Below are 16104 nucleotides of genomic sequence, written 5' to 3' on the forward strand. Positions count from 1 at the left end.
GATGCAGATGCTTAAGAAAGTGTTATTTTGTGCAACGGTCGATTATCACTTTAATGCCTTCCATGTTCCTTATATGAAATGGTTCAAAGAGCAGGGATGGGAAGTCCATATTGCTGCGAACGGGAATATGGAGCTTCCGTATGTCGACAAGAAGTATAACGTTCCCATCCAAAGATCTCCGTTCCAGCAAGCCAACTTAAAAGCTTACTCGCAATTAAAGTCAATCATCCATGAGAATCACTATGATATCATCCATTGTCATACCCCGATGGGGGGCGTGCTGGCGCGCTTGGCAGCACGAAAAGCGAGGAAGAAGGGAACGAAGGTCATCTACACCGCGCATGGCTTTCACTTTGCAAAGGAGCGCCTCTCGTTCATTGGCTGGTGTATTATCCGTTAGAGAAATTGCTTTCCTATCTAACCGATTGCTTAATAACGATTAATGAGGAGGACTACCAGCTAGCTGTTAATCACCGATTCCGGGCAAGTCGAGTTGAACTTGTTCACGGCGTTGGTGTGAATACAGAACGGTTTAAACCAGTGGAAAACTCCTATAAGCGTGAATTAAAGCAGGCAAACGGTTATCAACCGGATGACATTCTTCTCTTCTATGCAGCTGAGTTTAATGCCAATAAGAATCAACAAATGCTCATTCATGCCTTAGCTTCGGCCAAAGAGGATGTACCTAATGTCAAGCTTCTGCTTGCCGGTGAAGGGGCATTGAAAGAACAATGCCGTGATCTAGCCGAACAATTACATATAGCCGATCAGATCGAATTTCTGGGGTACCGCAATGATATCGACCAACTATTGCAGATGTGTGATGTTGCCGTAGCTTCGAGCCTTCGTGAAGGGCTTCCGGTGAATCTAATGGAGGCTATGGCTAGTGGACTTCCAATCATCGCAAGTGAAAACCGAGGGCATAATGAGTTGGTTCACAACGAGCAGAATGGCTGGCTTATCGTTCCTAATGATCAAGCAGCCATGGCAGAGAGAATCAAGCTGGTTGCTCATAACCAGGAATTAAGAATGAAGCTGGGGAAGAGCGGCCGAGAATTGATTGAAAGTCGATACGCCATTCATCAGGTATTAGAAGAAAAGAGCAGGATATATTCCCTATTTATGGACGAAAAGGTGGAAGTCATGTGGGCGATCCAATAAGAATTCTACATGTTGTCGTGAATATGAACCGAGGTGGAGCAGAAACACTCCTTATGAATCTATATCGGAATATGGATCGAACCAAGGTCCAATTCGACTTCCTAACCTGTAAAGCAGGAGCCTATGATGCTGAGATTATGGGGATGGGGGGAACCCTTCATCGGATTCCCTATGTTTCGGATATTGGTCATGCGAAATATATCCAAGCGTTAGATCAATTTTTTGCAGCCAATCCCAATTACAAGATCGTGCATGCCCATATGGATAAAATGAGTGGATTCGTACTGCGTTCCGCCAAAAAAGCGGGTGCTCCCATACGAATTGCGCATAGTCATAATACGAGCAGTGAGGGCGGAGCCGCTGCCAGGCTCTATAAGTGGGTAGCCGGCACCTTCATAACGTCTTGTGCAACGCACTTTGTGGCTTGTTCCACGAAAGCAGCCGAATGGCTATTTCACAAAAAAGAGAAGAATGCGATGATCCTCAAAAATGGCATCGAGAGTGATAAATTTGCGTTCTCGCCAGAGGTTAGAGAGCAAGTTAGACGGGAATTGAAGCTCTCACAGGATTGTTACGTAGTCGGACATGTGGGGAGATTCGCTCATCAGAAAAATCATGATTTTCTGATTGATATATTTGCCCAATTGAATCGAGAAAGACCGGATACGGTGTTGGTCCTTGCAGGAGACGGACCACTGCGAGCGGTCATCGAGAAGAAAGTGAAAGCTTATCTCTTGCAGGACAAGGTAAGATTCCTCGGGGTCCGCAGTGATATTACGCGATTGCTTCAAGCCTTTGATCTGTTCGTATTTCCTTCCTTGCATGAGGGACTGCCTGTCACACTCATCGAGGCGCAAGGTGCGGGTCTGCCTTGTCTCATATCGGATGAAATCACCCAGGAAGTGGATATGGATATTCATTTGGTAGAGCGGCTGCCGCTGAATGACAAGCAGGTTTGGATTGACAGAATGAAGCAAATCATTGAAGGAAATTTAACACGTCAGATCCCGGCGTTATCGTTATCGAACAAGGGCTACGACATTAAGAATACAGCCGCTTGGACAGAGGGTTTTTATTTAGGCATATTGAGGTGATCGCATGAAGAAGCTTACCGTGTTTACACCGACCTATAACAGAGCCTATTGTCTGGTTCATTGTTATGAAAGTCTTAAACGGCAGACCTCCAAAGACTTCATCTGGTTAATTATTGATGATGGCTCAACGGACAATACCGATGAGCTGGTGGCGGGCTGGATCGCAGAGAATGAGATGATGATCCGTTATCATTATCAGGATAATCAGGGGATGCATGGAGCCCATAATACCGCTTATCAGCTCATCGACACGGAATTAAATGTATGCATTGATTCCGATGATTATATGCCGGATAACGCAGTAGAACAAATAAATGCTTTTTGGGAAAGCCATGGAAGCGATCAGGTAAGTGGAATCATTGGACTCGATGCTTTCACAGATGGGCGAATCATTGGTTCAAGGCTGCCTGAAGAGCTTGAAAGCTCAACACTTTTTGAGTTATACAGCAAGCATCGTGTGACTGGTGATAAGAAGCTGGTGTATCGAACCGAGCTAACTCGGGACTATCCCTATCCCATTTTTGAGAATGAGAAGTATGTTGGCTTGGCCTATAAGTATTATAAGCTGGATCAATCGTATGAACTACTGCTGATGAATGAAGTGCTTTGCTGTGTGGAGTATTTACCCGATGGCTCCTCCATGAATATGTTGAAGCAGTATCGCAAGAACCCAAAGGGATTCGCCTTTTACAGGAAAGAGCTCATGAAGCTTCCCTTCGCAAGTTTATTCTTCAAATTCAGGCAATCCATCCACTACGTCTCCAGCAGCATGACTTCTGGAAATCGAAGGTTTATGAAGGAAACACCGGCCAAAATGTTAACTTTTCTAGCTATTCCACTTGGGGTCATCCTCTATTGGTACATGATTAGAAAAACAAGAATCTCGTAGGTACTCGAAAGGAATGTCACAATGGCTATCTTATGGGTTAATCTGGTTGTCGTCTATATTGCATCGTTCTTTTCAAGGTATTTGGCCAAACCTGTGACAACCGGCTCTGGACCCTTGTTGATAAAGCCTAATAAATGGATGGCCGCCATTGTCATGGCTACATTTGTCATCATAGCCGGGCTTCGTAATAACATAGGCGATACGTTCTTTTATATGTATGCTTACAAACTTAATGATTTCACATGGGAACAGGTTAGGGCAGAAAAGGATATTGGCTTTGGCATCCTGCAAATGGTCTTGAAATCATTCACGGGTGACCCTCAATTATTAATCTTCTTAACTGCGTTAGTGACCAATGTGCTTATTGTCTATGTGTTATACAAGTATTCAAAGTTATTTGAAGTGAGCATCTATGTCTATATCACATCAGGGCTTTACATTGTTTCGATGAACGGTGTTCGCCAGTTTCTGGCATCTGCCATTGTATTTGCGGCTACCAAGTATTTATTTGCGGGAAGTTGGCAAAAGTATTTCCTTGTAGTTGCCTTCGCTTCTACATTTCATGAGAGTGCCTTAATCCTCATTCCCATTTATTTCATTGTTCGAAGAAGGGCATGGGAGGCCTCGACATTCGTACTCCTTTTCGTGGCTGTCATTATAATCCTGGGATACAACGTGTTATCGGATGCCATATTCTCCGCTATTGCAGACACGCATTACAGTGAGTATAAAAACTTTCAAGAAGGCGGAGCTAATGTCATTCGAGTAGCCGTGGGTGCCGTCCCTCTCCTATTTGCTTATTTGGGAAGACATAAACTAAGAGAGCTATTTCCGCAAAGTGATTACATTGTCAATATGTCCTTATTGAATTTTGTGATCATGGCTGTCGCGACGCAAAATTGGATTTTCGCAAGGTTTTCGATCTACTTTGGCTTATATAATGTCCTCCTCATGTCATGGGTGATTAGTTTATTTGTCAAAAGAGAGCAGAAACTGATTTACTACGCGGTTCTTGGCTTTTATATGGTGTATTTCTACTACGAGAATGTAGTGACCTTAAATATTATTTACAAAAGCGATTACTTGAGGTTTTGAAAAGGGGGTTAGAGGATGGCTGTTCTTGTAACCGGTGGGGCTGGTTATATTGGAAGTCACACCTGTTTGGAATTATTAAATGCGGGTTATGAGATCGTGGTGGTAGACAATCTTGCAAATAGCAGCACGGAATCGCTAAAGCGGGTACAGGAGCTAACGGGCAAGGATTTCACGTTCTATCAGACGGACCTCTTGGACCAAGAAGCGATGGAAGTCGTGTTTAAGCAAAATAAGATAGACGCCGTTATTCATTTGGCCGGGTTCAAGTCCGTAGGGGAATCCGTTCGGCTGCCACTTCGCTACTATCATAATAATATGACGGGCACGCTCGTGCTCTGCCAGCTTATGCAGGAGCATGCGGTTAAAAACATCGTATTCAGCTCTTCCGCTACGGTATACGGGATGTCGGACAGCGTACCGATTTCCGAAGATTTCCCGCTTAGCGCAACGAACGCTTATGGGAGAACGAAGCTAATGATTGAAGAGATGATGAAGGATCTGTACGAATCGGATCCGGAGTGGAGCATCGCCCTACTGCGTTATTTTAACCCGATTGGTGCTCATAGTAGTGGAAAGCTAGGCGAGGATCCCAATGGGATACCGAATAATCTAATGCCTTATATCACACAAGTGGCAGCCGGTGGGTTAAACGAACTGCACATTTATGGAAGCGACTATCCAACACGGGATGGCACTGGCGTAAGGGATTATATCCATGTTGTGGATTTGGCTCGAGGGCACTTGAAGGCACTGGAGAAGGTCGTGTCTTCTAAGGGGATAGAAGCATATAACCTTGGGACTGGGCGTGGCTATAGCGTGATGGAGATGATTGCATCCTTCGAGAAAGTAACCGGTCAACGTATCTCGTATCGGATTACGGATCGTAGACCAGGGGATATCGGCGTCTGTTATTCAGACCCATCCAAGGCGGAAAGGGAACTCGGCTGGGTTGCCCTAAAGGGAATTGAAGAGATGTGCCGGGATGCGTGGCATTGGCAATCGAATAATCCGCAAGGGTATCAGAAGGAGAAGCCTATTCTCTTTACGGGTATTTCTTAATATCTAAGTGAGCCTGTATGCACCATACATAATTAATAGATAATGAGGTCTTATTCATGGATATATCTGCACTGACAAACCAACAGATGAAAGAAATTGTCATTGACGTATACAGGATCGGCAAGGATTCGGAACATCTTGAGGCCAAAGAGCTAATTGAAGAAATTAAAAGACAGATTATTTTGGTCCTAAGGGAGGAAATGACTTGCCAATCCTAAAAAGCAAGTCTTTGCAGAAATTCTCGAATTTGCTCTCTCTCATGCAGAAAGGAATGGTTGCCCAGATTTGGTCCATTAAGGTTTTTCAATCCGAACATATGATTTCGAACTCCTGCATGGAAACCAATTTGGATACGCCCTCTCTGCAAGCCTCGGATGTCAGTGATGTGCATGCCGAATTTGTAGCGGATCCTTTTATTATCAAATATAAGTTGAAGTTCTACTTATTTTTTGAAGTCTTTAACAAAGGATCAGGACGGGGTGAAATTGGGTTGGCCATCAGTGATGACGGAGCTAAGTGGGAATACCAGCAGGTTGTGCTGCGTGAAGGCTTTCATTTGTCTTACCCACAGGTGTTTGTCATCGAGGATGACGTCTATATGCTGCCTGAGACCGCAGGAGCTGGGCGTGTATTGTTATACAAGGCCAAACAATTTCCGTTCCAATGGGAAGTCGTTTCCGAGTTATTCGAAGGAAACTTCTTGGATCCTTCCATTGTGAAGTATGAAGACAAATGGTGGATCTTTGCCGGTTCGGAAGGAGGCAATCTTCATTTATTCCACGCAGGCGATTTGTTGGGTCCATGGATGGAGCATCCTCAAAGCCCAATCATTACGAATGATAAGAGGATTACAAGACCAGGGGGACGACTCGTTGCAATGGGAAGTCATCTGTATCGCTATACACAAGATGGTTCTCAATACTATGGAAATTCTGTGCGCGTATTCAAAATAAATACACTGTCCGAATTCGAGTATGCGGATGAGGAAGTGTCACTCGTATTACGAGGCACGAATAAAGAAAGAGACTGGCGGAAAGACGGCATGCATCATATTGACCAACTCATGATTAGCGATAATGAATGGCTGGTAGCCGTAGACGGCCAGAGGACGAAGAGATGGAACTATTTTGCATGGAAGCTCGATCGTATTAAATCAAAGATGTTTAGTTAAGATCAGTAGGAGAAGAGAGCATATGAAGCGATTATTTGATTTGTTGATAGCGATTCCTTGCTTCGTCTTATTTCTCCCGATTATCGGGATAGTCGCTATTCTGGTTAGGCTTAAATTGGGATCACCTGTTATTTTCAAACAACAGAGACCTGGGTTACATGGGAAGCCTATTCAACTGTATAAGTTCCGAAGCATGACGGATGAACGAGACCACGAAGGAAAATTGCTGCCTGATTCAGTAAGACTAACCTCATTCGGCAGGTTGCTCAGGAAGTTTAGTCTAGATGAGCTCCTGCAGCTGGTTAATGTTATTCAAGGGGATTTGAGCTTGGTAGGGCCAAGACCACTGTTGATGGATTACTTACCTCTTTACTCGAAAGAGCAGGCCAAACGTCATCTTGTCAGGCCAGGCATTACCGGATGGGCTCAAGTCAACGGCAGGAACGAAATCTCCTGGGAAGACAAATTTAAGCTGGATGTCTGGTATGTGGAAAATCAAAACTTTCTTCTTGATTTGAGAATCCTCGCCTTAACGGTTGTTAAGGTTTTGAGGTCTGATGGGATCAGTCACGGGAATCATGTGACGATGGAGAAATTTTCGGGTTCGAACCTCTCATGAAGGTTGTGATACAAAATGGATCTCGTCCTCATAGGTGAAGGCGGACATAGCAAAGTAATCAAGGATTTAATTGGATCGAAGCATGCGTATAACCTCAGGGCTATCCTGGATGACAAGTACGAACAATTAAAGCTAGTCGGCGACATCTACATAGGACCTATTTCCTCTGTACACGACTTAGTTGAACAGATGCGGAGTTCTCCTAAATTTGTGATCGGAATCGGCAATAATAGAACTCGCAAGTCGATTGCAGAGAGGCTGGGTTTAACGAGAGAGAGCTATACTTCACTCATTCATGATTCTGCCATTGTGAGTGGAAGTGCGTTTATAGGGGTTGGGTCCGTAATTATGGCTCATACCATTGTCAATGCCGGTGCTGTCATTGGGGATCACGCCATCATTAATTCTGGTGCAATTGTTGAGCACGATGCCTATGTTGGCGATTATGTCCACATCGCCCCGAAATCTCTGCTGACAGGCTCTGTTGTTGCCGGGGAAGGGGCTATGATCGGTGCAGGGGCAACGGTTATTCCAGGGAAGAAGATAGGGGAATGGGTCACTGTGGGAGCCGGGGCAACAGTCATTCATGATCTCCCCTCCTATTGTACGGCTGTAGGCATTCCTGCTCGAATGATTGCTAGATCGTCTTAGGAAATTCGGAGAAAAATAGCTATTGATGCATATATCATCTATTCGGAAGGCTGTGAATTAATATCATGTCGCTACAAAACAAGAAAATATTTCTTTCCCCTCCACACATGAGCGGGAATGAAATGACGTATATCCAGGACGCTTTTGATACAAATTGGATCGCTCCGCTTGGTCCGCATGTGGATGCCTTTGAGAAAGAGCTTGCTGCTTATGTAGGCGTTAAGGATGCCGCGGCTGTCAGCTCAGGGACAGCTGCCATTCATCTTGCTTTGCAACTGCTGGAGGTTAAAGAAGGCGATACGGTTTTCTGCTCAAGTCTTACGTTTGTGGCCAGTGCGAATCCGATTGTCTATTGCGGGGCCAAGCCGATCTTTATTGATTCTGAGCCGGAGACATGGAATATGTCGCCTCAGGCACTGGAACGCGCACTGCATGACGCAGTACAAGAGGGGCAATTGCCTAAAGCCGTTATTGTCGTCAATCTCTATGGACAAAGTGCCAAAATGGATGAAATTATTCGGTTATGTGATGACTTTGATATTCCCGTTATCGAGGATGCGGCTGAATCGTTAGGTTCCACCTATCGGGGTGAAGCAAGCGGGTCTTATGGCAAATTTGGTGTTTATTCCTTTAACGGGAACAAGATCATATCCACCTCGGGCGGGGGCATGCTGGTTTCCAATGATGTGGAGCAGTTAAAAAGAGCACGGTTTTTAGCTACACAAGCAAGAGATCAGGCGGCACATTATCAGCATAGTCAATTGGGCTTTAATTACCGTTTGAGTAATGTTCTGGCAGGGATTGGAAGAGCCCAATTAGAGGTATTGGATGATCGCGTTCAAGCCAGAAGAATGATTTTTAATAGGTATCAAGAAGCTTTGTCCTCTTTACCGGGCGTTCACTTCATGCCAGAACTGGCAAGCTCACGTTCCAATCGTTGGCTCACCGTCTTAACCATAGACGAGCAAGAAGCGGGGATTAGCGTTCAGGAAGTGCTTGCAGCATTGACGGAACAAAACATCGAAGCTCGTCCCGTATGGAAGCCGCTTCATCTGCAGCCGCTTTTTGAAGGAGCTAAATTTTATCCGCATCGTGAAAAGGAGATTGTATCGGAACGATTATTTCATACAGGTCTATGTTTGCCTTCCGGATCTCAAATGACAGAAGATGACCAGTATAGAGTTATCTCGTGTATGAAGAAGTCTATCCTTCAAACCATTCATTCAAGTTAACTATTAAACGGGAGGTCATCGTAACCATGTGCGGAATTGTTGGATATATCGGTAATCAAGATGCGAAGGAGATTTTAGTCAAAGGACTTGAAAAACTGGAATACAGAGGTTATGATTCCTCCGGAGTAGCCCTGTTAAATGACAGTGGACTGCATGTCTACAAAGAACAGGGCCGCATTGCGGCCCTTCGTGAGGTCATCGACGAGCAGGAGCAGGCGAAGGTAGGAATCGGCCACACCCGATGGGCCACACATGGGAAGCCTAGTCGTAGAAATGCCCATCCTCATTTAAGCAACAGCGGACGGTTTACGATCGTTCATAACGGAGTCATTGAGAACTATGAAGAACTTAAAGCGCGCTATTTGCTGGATATTCCCTTCGCCAGTGATACGGACACAGAGGTTATCGTACAATTGATGGATAAATGGGTGGAGAGCGGAGTAGCGGTTGAGAATGCTTTCCGGCAGTTGTTCCTGGAGATTAAGGGATCCTATGCGGTTGCCTTATTAGACAATCAAGACTTGGAAACGATTTATGTAGGTAAAAATAAGAGCCCATTACTTATCGGACTCGGTCAAGATTTCCACGTTATTGCTAGTGATGCTCTGGCCATGCTGCAAGTAACGAATCAATTTGTTGAATTGATGGATGAAGAGATCGTCATTCTCCGCCAAACCTCCAAACGGATTACAAACCTGAGCGGAGAAATCGTTCAGCGTAGACCCTTTTACGTCAAGCTGGATGCCAGCGATATCGAAAAGGGGCCCTACCCGCACTATATGCTGAAAGAAATTGACGAACAGCCGGTTGTCATCCGTAAGGTCATCTCCAAATACCAAGACATCACTGGCGATTTGGTTATCGATAGCCATATTCGGGCGCATATCCAGAAGGCCGATCGAATCTACATCATTGCTTGTGGTACAAGTTATCATGCGGGATTAGTAGGTAAGCAGCTGATGGAGAAGATTGCAGATATACCGGTTGAAACACATATTGCCAGTGAATTTTTATATAACAGACCTCTCTTGTCAGTGAATCCACTCTTTATCTTTATTTCCCAAAGTGGAGAAACAGCGGATAGTCGAGGTGTGCTAGTCGCTATGAAACAATTGGGCCATATCACCTTGACGATAACCAACGTTCCAGGGTCAACGCTATCTCGCGAAGCCACGTACACCTTATTGACGCATGCCGGACCAGAAATTGCGGTAGCATCAACTAAGGCCTATACAGCACAAATCGCTGTCTTAGCCATATTGGCATTCGATAGCGCGCGTGCCAAGGGAATCAAGGTAGATGTGAATCCTGTGCATGAATTAAGTATTGCCGCGAATGCCATGGAAATTATGATTAATCATAAAGAAGTGATGGAAGAGGTCGTTTGGCAATATGTAAACACTTCACGTAACTGCTTTTTTATCGGTCGGGGTGTGGACTACTATGCTTGTTTGGAAGGCGCGCTCAAGCTGAAGGAGATTTCCTATATCCAAGCCGAAGGATTTCCGGGCGGAGAGCTGAAGCATGGGACGATTGCCTTAATTGAGGAAGGTACTCCGGTTATTGCACTCGTCACACAAGCTCACGTTAGAGCCAATATTCGCAGTAATGTTCAGGAGGTCAAAGCACGCGGCGCACATGTCTGTATGATTAGCATTGAAGGGATCGAGGAGAAAGAAGATCACATTATTCTCCCTGCAGTCCATGAATGGCTAACACCGCTTGTTTCCGTCGTTCCTTTACAACTAATCGCTTATTATGCTGCATTATATCGGGGCTGCGATGTAGATAAACCAAGAAATCTTGCCAAGAGTGTTACTGTGGAGTGATGGAGACCATGATTGGACAAAACATTTCAAGTATTCGTAAACAAAGGGGATATACGTTATCAGAGCTTTCTGAGCGGACCGGTATCTCCAAATCCTATTTAAGCAACATTGAAAGAAATCTTAAACAGAACCCTTCTATCCATGTCATGGAAAGAATTGCCCTGGTTCTGAAGGTAGATTTGAAAACGCTGTTAAAAATAGCGGTAGATGTTGAGACGAACCCTCAACTGGATCAAGAATGGATTGATTTTGTTTTTTATTTGAAACAATCCGGCATAGCCAAAGAACGGATTCATGAATTTAAAAAATTTATTGATTTTATGAAATGGCAAGATGATAAAACATCGAATAAACAATAATTCATTAACGGCGTTTACCCAAAAACATTTTTTTGGTGAATTGCCGTTCTTAATAACAAACATATTTGTTCGTTGTAAGAAATTCTGCTATACTAACAACAAGAGCAATTATAACTTCACGAAGAGGGAAGATCTGAAATGATTGGAAAACGTGTACAACAATTGAGAAAAGAGAAAGGCCTGTCCCTGACAGAATTGGCAGAACGCGCAGGCGTTGCCAAGTCATATATCAGCAGCTTGGAACGAGACATTCAGAAGAATCCGTCGATTCAATTTCTTGAGAAAATTGCAGCTGTATTAAAAGTACCTGTCGACAGGTTGATTGATGATCAGGAAGAAATGGCTCCAAATGACCGTGAGCTGGATCAGGAATGGTATGAGATCATTAAGGAAGCCATGACTTCAGGTGTTGACAAACAGCAGTTTCGGGAATTTTTAGATTTCAATAAATGGAGAATGAAACGTCCAAACGATGAGTAGTATTGAGTTCGTTAATGAATGCTACGGGGACGTACAAGTGTTCGTTGCTGTTGAAATGTGTGGATTTTTCATGGGTTGATAGGGGCTTCTTAAGAATGCGCGGATATCCTCCAACGTAAGACCCAACTTACGTGCACTCATAATCAGATTCATCCATTCTGCATCAAACTCTTCGGTTTTCATCTGGTTTAACATACTCATAGTTATAACCCCTCCACAATCATCCGATGTGATACAAATCGTATCTTACTGCTTATTATTGCACGTTTTTTCCGTGAAATCAATCCTGCAATTATTAAAATTATACAAAGTGTATCAGGAATAAGGTGAATCCCTCGACAAATAACACGTGAATACCGGAAATCGCCTCAATAAACGGGAGAGGGGAGGGATTACCTGGTGAATGGTAAGCGCCTTAGTCGCAGGACATTTCTCAAGAACAGCCTATTTACCATAAAAGCTCTTGCTGCCCTAGCGGGAGTTGGCGGGCTTTATAGTATTTTCGGAGAGCGGTTTTGGATCCAAACCAAAATGGTTCGTCTTTCATATCGTCGTTATCCTTTATCCTTCGCAGGCATGCGGATTGTCCAATTTAGCGATACACATATTGGAAAGTATTACAGCTTGAATCGATTAGAAGAAGTCGTTGAACTTGTTCAAAAGCAAAAACCTGATTTGATCTGCTTTACAGGGGATCTATTTGATTCTAAATTCGGGGAAGTAAGCGATGACGTCATTCCGATTCTAGCTCGACTTCAAGCCGATTTGGGTAAATTTGCAGTTCTTGGTAATCACGATATGCGTTTGAATGCCAAACGGGTCGTGGATGTGCTGGAGCGCTCAGGTTTTACCGTACTTATCAACCAAAGCCGATCTATTGTGCGTGGACATGAGCGATTGCAGGTGGTCGGTATAGATGAAATCTTTCATGGCAAACCTAATTTACCACTCGCTATGAAGGGGGTAGGACGGGACGATTTCGTACTTTTACTTGCCCACGAGCCGGATTTTGCAGATACAGCCATCTCTTTTCCTGTCGATTTGCAGCTCTCGGGTCACAGCCATGGCGGGCAGATACGAATCCCTTTTTACGGGAGCATCTTTATACCAGACTTGGCTCAGAAGTATCCGATGGGGCTGTACACCTTCGCAGACAGTGAGTTTCATGTGTATACAAATCGCGGAATAGGAACAACGTTATTTCCGATCCGGTTCAATTGTCGGCCTGAGATTACGGTCTTTGACCTAGAGACTAAGCCGTCTTAAACAAGCAGAATCTCCGCTGGCTTTAGCCAACGGAGTATGTCCTAATAGCAGAACCATTTTTTCCAAATATCAAGAGAATCCTTGCCATCAGTGTCTTCCCACTTCATCTTATCGAAGTCTTTTTTGTTTTTCTTGATTAAATCTTCCAGATTTTTGTCAATCTCTTTCTTATTGCTAGTGACGTAAGAGAATAGTTGTTGAATGGGTTGTGCCGCACTTTTTTTGTTCTCTGAGGCATTATGAGAGCTTGTTGATGCAGAAGCATAGGCAGGAAATATAATTGCACTAAAAAGCAGAAGGATAAGGGATATTCTTACGATTTTATACATTGTACCTAACCTCCCTTCATGATAAATTAATATGTATGTAGGAGTGGACGTTCGTTATAAAGAATTATATCGTAAATATTAGGTTTTGAGAACTAGAAAAGGCATAGATCATTTCTATAATTTGTGATACAATATGTATCATATAGTGATAAAGAGGGGGGACTTGGGAATAACATATTTTTTTGGTATTTTTAGATACAATTAGTATCAAAACAAATGAATCCGATTAAATGATGTGAGGTGCAACTCATGCAAGTGGTTCAGCCTATAAGAGAACAAGAGAAAATTGAAGCGATACAAGCCGTGTTGAAAGAACAATCGATTCGAGACTGGCTTCTTTTCACAATTGGGATTAATTCCGGACTCCATCTAAGCGATCTTCTTTCGTTGAAAGTAAAAGATGTGATGGATCGAAATATCGTACATGTGCGGGAGGAAAAAACGGGTAAATTAAAGACGTTTCAGCTTTCTGCACAGCTGAAGGTATTTATTGAGGATTATATCAGGTATATGGATGAAGACAATTTTTTGTTTCCATCCCAACGGACAGGCAACCCGATCAAACGAATTCGGGTTTATCGGATTCTGAGCGAAGCTGCCAAGCAAGTGGGGCTATCTGATATTGGTACGCACACGCTCCGAAAAACATATGGTTATCATTATTATCTAAAAACGAAAAATGTTTCGGTTTTAAGAGATTTATTTAATCAGTCGGCCCCATCTGTTACTTTAAGATATATCGGTGTAACGAGTTAGATATTACTTCAATTCCAAGATCATAGCTGAGCGTTGGGAGTGTTGCTTCTTTTATGAAAAACGAAGAAAAGATTTTGTTAAACATTCATCAAATTCTTCAGCAGCTAGGTATTGATCCACAGAAGTTTCAACAAACAACAAGCATCTCTTCCTCACCATCTACTCCAAGGAGCGCTCAGCTCTCACAAAAGCAATAAACCTTTTTGCTTCATCAGGAGTTAGTCTTCTGCCATCCACAGTCAAAGAGAATTTTTTCAAAATGCTCTCATCCGTTAAATCGAGGTGCTCAACAAACTCGCGAACATCATGATCAAGAACCATCTCTGGTTGATCTGTTCTGCCGAGCAAATAATCAATAGAAACACTAAAGAAGTTGCAATCTTATTAATCGTTTCGTAATCTGGCTCACGGCGGTTTGTTTCATAATGTGAAAGAGCAGCTCTAGAAATACCAATTTTATTGGAGAGTTCTTCTTGAGTCAGTCCTCTTTTCTCACGTAATTGCGCAATTCTATCTCCATACTTCAAGTAGGTATCATTCCTCACTATGTATTTTTTCTATATCCATATTTCCACTGCTTTTAAGGCTGTATCAGAGAACTATTATAGCAAAGCAGAGATTCATTTGACTAGATAAAAGATGAAATCATAAAGGAGAGTTATAGGAATGGCAGTGGAAAGAAGGGATAAATTGGAATTGGTGGTACCATTTATGGGTAAGTTGAATATTGTTCAAATTCGAGATCAGCTAATAAATAGTAAATATACATTAATTGACATTATAGAACTTGAGAAATTCCATTTTAAATTTATAAGTTCGTTGTGTTTGCCAACAAATCGTCAGGTCACCTACGGGTTTGAACTCACCATTTTTAATCGTTCAATTCAAGTTGTTGGTGGCATTACGTTAGTAAGCAATACGGAAAATGAATACGTATATAAAGCGATAATTAAACAAGATTCGAATGAAGACGCTGATTCTGAAATGCTATACATGATTAATCAGCTTGCCGTTAAGCAGGATAATAAATACGGTAAACTAGTGAAAAGCTACTCACCAGAGTCCTTATCCATGGAGAATACAGTCGATTTGATATGCTGAAGAAGATAAATGAATAAGCAGATCCATCTTTAAATTTGCTTTTATTCGTTGCTTTTTCACAAATTCTGGATCGCCCCCCCTTGTAATGTTACAAATCGTATCCTATAATTGATTTGTATACATATCGTAACAAAAAGTTAAATACGAGAAATTAAGGGGGGAAGAACATGAATGTAGATATTGTATATTGTATTCAATGTAATTCAGTTATGGTGAAGGCAAATGCAAACATGATCTTTAAGACGGGCTTTTATCATACGACGATCCCACTTTGTCTCTGTAAATCGTGTGTTTTCACGGAGGAAAATAGGTTTAATATTGAAATTATTGGCAATTCACATAAATGTTATACGGATTTTGATCTGCCTTTGTCTTATCAAGTTCTAGGGGCATCTGTACATAAAGTTAACTCCCAGAAAGAAGTTTTTGCTTGAACATACGAATTAAGGGCATGAAAATTCCAAAAAGCCGTCTCTCTTAGTGAAAAAGTGGAGCGGCTTTTTGTCCTTTCTATTACTGCAACAAATGCTTATAAGCACTATAATCAATCTGTTGCTTCTCCAAAAAGCTAGTCAAGCTTTTATAGTCGCGTCGTGGCGTCGCCAAAATATATCCTTCGATACAATGCTCCCGTGTTACTTCTTTTGCGCCATCTTCCAAAGCAACTTGACCAATTCTGGCAGCGATCGAGTGCTTCGCAATATCCCGGAACGCTGTAGGTACAGGGGATACCAACTGGTCTAAAAATGTTTTGGAATCATTTGTCCAAAGGTGTCGAGAGTTGTCCACGTAGTGATTTTGCCAGTCGAGCTTGGATTTACCGTCTTCTTTAGGCAGTACTTTGAGAAATTTCCGAAACATGAAATAGCCGCCGATCGTCATGAAAAAAAGTAGGACACATACCCAAAAAATGATAAACCACATGAAAAAGTCATTGCCCATTTATTTGTCACCTCACTATTTTACATCGTTATATGAAATGAATTATATCAAATTTCTAGATTTCTTGCGAC

The 16104-nt window shown here is 42.7% G+C and carries 19 protein-coding genes and 2 pseudogenes; 17 read left to right on the forward strand and 4 right to left on the reverse strand.

What is annotated here, in order from left to right:
- The first annotated feature begins 7 nt into the window (after positions 1-7).
- The 13 genes and pseudogenes from FU659_RS15080 to FU659_RS15135 all read left to right on the forward strand — a co-directional run bounded on the left by FU659_RS15080 (position 8) and on the right by FU659_RS15135 (position 11639).
- A pseudogene (locus FU659_RS15080) lies at positions 8-1161 on the forward strand (glycosyltransferase family 4 protein).
- The gene (locus FU659_RS15085) at positions 1146-2255 is read left to right on the forward strand and encodes a glycosyltransferase family 1 protein (protein WP_147948347.1); all 1110 of its coding nucleotides are present in this window, start codon (positions 1146-1148) and stop codon (positions 2253-2255) included. Before FU659_RS15080 ends, FU659_RS15085 begins: the two are co-directional and overlap by 16 nt.
- A 4-nt stretch (positions 2256-2259) precedes the next feature.
- Entirely contained in the window at positions 2260-3144 is an 885-nt protein-coding gene (locus FU659_RS15090; RefSeq protein WP_147948348.1) for a glycosyltransferase family 2 protein, read from the forward strand.
- A gap of 21 nt (positions 3145-3165) precedes the next feature.
- On the forward strand, positions 3166-4239 hold the full coding sequence (locus FU659_RS15095; protein WP_147948349.1) for an EpsG family protein: 1074 nt from the start codon (positions 3166-3168) through the stop codon (positions 4237-4239).
- Between the two features lie 15 nt (positions 4240-4254).
- Positions 4255-5298, forward strand: coding sequence for a UDP-glucose 4-epimerase GalE (gene galE, locus FU659_RS15100; RefSeq protein WP_147948350.1), 1044 nt, complete (start codon positions 4255-4257; stop codon positions 5296-5298).
- A gap of 56 nt (positions 5299-5354) precedes the next feature.
- Positions 5355-5516: a YwzD family small protein gene (locus FU659_RS35500; RefSeq protein ID WP_187274167.1), complete on the forward strand. Its 162-nt coding sequence runs from the start codon at positions 5355-5357 to the stop codon at positions 5514-5516.
- Positions 5504-6469, forward strand: coding sequence for a glucosamine inositolphosphorylceramide transferase family protein (locus FU659_RS15105; protein ID WP_147948351.1), 966 nt, complete (start codon positions 5504-5506; stop codon positions 6467-6469). Before FU659_RS35500 ends, FU659_RS15105 begins: the two co-directional genes overlap by 13 nt.
- A gap of 22 nt (positions 6470-6491) precedes the next feature.
- Positions 6492-7088, forward strand: a complete 597-nt coding sequence (locus tag FU659_RS15110; protein WP_147948352.1) for a sugar transferase — start codon at positions 6492-6494, stop codon at positions 7086-7088.
- Between the two features lie 15 nt (positions 7089-7103).
- Positions 7104-7739, forward strand: coding sequence for an acetyltransferase (locus tag FU659_RS15115; RefSeq protein WP_147948353.1), 636 nt, complete (start codon positions 7104-7106; stop codon positions 7737-7739).
- A gap of 65 nt (positions 7740-7804) precedes the next feature.
- Positions 7805-8971, forward strand: a complete 1167-nt coding sequence (locus tag FU659_RS15120; protein ID WP_147948354.1) for a DegT/DnrJ/EryC1/StrS family aminotransferase — start codon at positions 7805-7807, stop codon at positions 8969-8971.
- 26 nt (positions 8972-8997) lie between these two features.
- A complete protein-coding gene (gene glmS, locus FU659_RS15125; RefSeq protein ID WP_147948355.1) occupies positions 8998-10800 on the forward strand; it encodes a glutamine--fructose-6-phosphate transaminase (isomerizing) in 1803 nt (600 codons plus the stop codon).
- An 8-nt stretch (positions 10801-10808) separates the two neighbouring features.
- Complete coding sequence (locus FU659_RS15130; protein WP_147948356.1) at positions 10809-11159, forward strand: helix-turn-helix domain-containing protein; 351 nt, start codon at positions 10809-10811, stop codon at positions 11157-11159.
- Positions 11160-11297: 138 nt separating this feature from the next.
- Positions 11298-11639, forward strand: coding sequence for a helix-turn-helix domain-containing protein (locus tag FU659_RS15135; protein ID WP_079414124.1), 342 nt, complete (start codon positions 11298-11300; stop codon positions 11637-11639).
- A gap of 21 nt (positions 11640-11660) precedes the next feature.
- Here FU659_RS15135 and FU659_RS15140 read toward each other — a convergent pair whose 3' ends face one another.
- Entirely contained in the window at positions 11661-11840 is a 180-nt protein-coding gene (locus FU659_RS15140; RefSeq protein WP_261807828.1) for an anti-repressor SinI family protein, read from the reverse strand.
- A 198-nt stretch (positions 11841-12038) separates the two neighbouring features.
- Between FU659_RS15140 and FU659_RS15145 the strand changes: the two genes are divergently transcribed.
- Positions 12039-12905 carry a metallophosphoesterase gene (locus FU659_RS15145; RefSeq protein ID WP_261807829.1) on the forward strand — a complete coding sequence of 289 codons (867 nt, stop codon included), beginning with the start codon at positions 12039-12041 and terminating at the stop codon, positions 12903-12905.
- A 41-nt stretch (positions 12906-12946) separates the two neighbouring features.
- Here FU659_RS15145 and FU659_RS15150 read toward each other — a convergent pair whose 3' ends face one another.
- Complete coding sequence (locus FU659_RS15150; RefSeq protein ID WP_147948358.1) at positions 12947-13234, reverse strand: hypothetical protein; 288 nt, start codon at positions 13232-13234, stop codon at positions 12947-12949.
- 249 nt (positions 13235-13483) lie between these two features.
- Here FU659_RS15150 and FU659_RS15155 point away from each other — a divergent pair, with 249 nt between their 5' ends.
- On the forward strand, positions 13484-13990 hold the full coding sequence (locus FU659_RS15155) for a tyrosine-type recombinase/integrase (protein WP_147948359.1): 507 nt from the start codon (positions 13484-13486) through the stop codon (positions 13988-13990).
- Positions 13991-14043: 53 nt separating this feature from the next.
- The gene (locus tag FU659_RS35505; RefSeq protein ID WP_187274174.1) at positions 14044-14187 is read left to right on the forward strand and encodes a hypothetical protein; all 144 of its coding nucleotides are present in this window, start codon (positions 14044-14046) and stop codon (positions 14185-14187) included.
- Here FU659_RS35505 and FU659_RS15160 read toward each other — a convergent pair.
- A pseudogene (locus FU659_RS15160) lies at positions 14150-14517 on the reverse strand (helix-turn-helix domain-containing protein). The gene FU659_RS35505 and the pseudogene FU659_RS15160 sit on opposite strands and share 38 nt — an antisense overlap.
- A gap of 139 nt (positions 14518-14656) precedes the next feature.
- On the opposite strand from FU659_RS15160, the gene FU659_RS15165 reads away from it, so the two are divergent.
- A complete protein-coding gene (locus FU659_RS15165; RefSeq protein WP_147948360.1) occupies positions 14657-15091 on the forward strand; it encodes a hypothetical protein in 435 nt (144 codons plus the stop codon).
- A 513-nt stretch (positions 15092-15604) separates the two neighbouring features.
- On the opposite strand, the gene FU659_RS15170 is transcribed toward FU659_RS15165, so the two are convergent.
- Positions 15605-16033: a DUF2621 domain-containing protein gene (locus FU659_RS15170; protein WP_147948361.1), complete on the reverse strand. Its 429-nt coding sequence runs from the start codon at positions 16031-16033 to the stop codon at positions 15605-15607.
- Positions 16034-16104 lie beyond the last annotated feature (71 nt).

This window comes from Paenibacillus sp. N3.4, from assembly GCF_008017805.1.
Classification (GTDB): domain Bacteria; phylum Bacillota; class Bacilli; order Paenibacillales; family NBRC-103111; genus Paenibacillus_E.

Excerpts from the sequence above, each read along its gene's own strand:
- FU659_RS15090 (WP_147948348.1), top strand. The coding sequence starts at position 2,260 with ATGAAGAAGCTTACCGTGTTTACACCGACCTATAACAGAGCCTATTGT.
- FU659_RS15095 (WP_147948349.1), top strand. The coding sequence starts at position 3,166 with ATGGCTATCTTATGGGTTAATCTGGTTGTCGTCTATATTGCATCGTTC.
- galE (WP_147948350.1), top strand. The coding sequence starts at position 4,255 with ATGGCTGTTCTTGTAACCGGTGGGGCTGGTTATATTGGAAGTCACACC.
- FU659_RS35500 (WP_187274167.1), top strand. The coding sequence starts at position 5,355 with ATGGATATATCTGCACTGACAAACCAACAGATGAAAGAAATTGTCATT.
- FU659_RS15110 (WP_147948352.1), top strand. The coding sequence starts at position 6,492 with ATGAAGCGATTATTTGATTTGTTGATAGCGATTCCTTGCTTCGTCTTA.
- FU659_RS15115 (WP_147948353.1), top strand. The coding sequence starts at position 7,104 with ATGGATCTCGTCCTCATAGGTGAAGGCGGACATAGCAAAGTAATCAAG.
- FU659_RS15120 (WP_147948354.1), top strand. The coding sequence starts at position 7,805 with ATGTCGCTACAAAACAAGAAAATATTTCTTTCCCCTCCACACATGAGC.
- glmS (WP_147948355.1), top strand. The coding sequence starts at position 8,998 with ATGTGCGGAATTGTTGGATATATCGGTAATCAAGATGCGAAGGAGATT.
- FU659_RS15130 (WP_147948356.1), top strand. The coding sequence starts at position 10,809 with ATGATTGGACAAAACATTTCAAGTATTCGTAAACAAAGGGGATATACG.
- FU659_RS15135 (WP_079414124.1), top strand. The coding sequence starts at position 11,298 with ATGATTGGAAAACGTGTACAACAATTGAGAAAAGAGAAAGGCCTGTCC.
- FU659_RS15140 (WP_261807828.1), bottom strand. The coding sequence starts at position 11,840 with ATGAGTATGTTAAACCAGATGAAAACCGAAGAGTTTGATGCAGAATGG.
- FU659_RS15150 (WP_147948358.1), bottom strand. The coding sequence starts at position 13,234 with ATGTATAAAATCGTAAGAATATCCCTTATCCTTCTGCTTTTTAGTGCA.
- FU659_RS15155 (WP_147948359.1), top strand. The coding sequence starts at position 13,484 with ATGCAAGTGGTTCAGCCTATAAGAGAACAAGAGAAAATTGAAGCGATA.
- FU659_RS35505 (WP_187274174.1), top strand. The coding sequence starts at position 14,044 with ATGAAAAACGAAGAAAAGATTTTGTTAAACATTCATCAAATTCTTCAG.
- FU659_RS15165 (WP_147948360.1), top strand. The coding sequence starts at position 14,657 with ATGGCAGTGGAAAGAAGGGATAAATTGGAATTGGTGGTACCATTTATG.
- FU659_RS15170 (WP_147948361.1), bottom strand. The coding sequence starts at position 16,033 with ATGGGCAATGACTTTTTCATGTGGTTTATCATTTTTTGGGTATGTGTC.